Origin of the sequence: Mesorhizobium sp. M2E.F.Ca.ET.209.01.1.1, assembly GCF_004010375.2 — a bacterium.
Classification (GTDB): domain Bacteria; phylum Pseudomonadota; class Alphaproteobacteria; order Rhizobiales; family Rhizobiaceae; genus Mesorhizobium.
In genome coordinates this window covers 1-285 of sequence record NZ_SADP02001262.1, presented here as the reverse complement: position 1 = coordinate 285, position 285 = coordinate 1, and the positions used below count along the sequence as shown (strand labels likewise).

1 protein-coding gene is annotated in these 285 nt (G+C 61.1%); it reads right to left on the bottom strand.

All coding sequences use genetic code 11. From position 1 onward, the window contains the following. Positions 1-230 (bottom strand): LLM class flavin-dependent oxidoreductase (locus EN852_RS39990; protein WP_246694605.1); only part of this gene is annotated, 230 nt, incomplete at its 3' end. Between the last annotated feature and the right edge of the window lie 55 nt (positions 231-285).

The window sequence follows — 285 nt, the reverse complement described above, 5'->3', positions numbered from 1 at the left end:
CTGGCGACGAGGCCGATCTTTTCGGTCACCGTCGACAGCGCGGCGATGAGCGTGGTCGCTTCGAATGGGCTGGTCGACGGTTCATCGGCGGAGTCGGAAATGATGACCATGTCAACGCCCGCCGCTTCCGCCTTCTGCACAAAGGCGCTGATTTGGCCGAAGTCCAGGATGTCGTGTCCGTTGGCGGCAGCGATGTCGAGCGAAATGGCGAGATGCATTGTGCGGTCCATTCGGCTGCCTTTAAAATCGGGCAACCGTCTGGCCACCAACCTAGGCCGCTCTTCG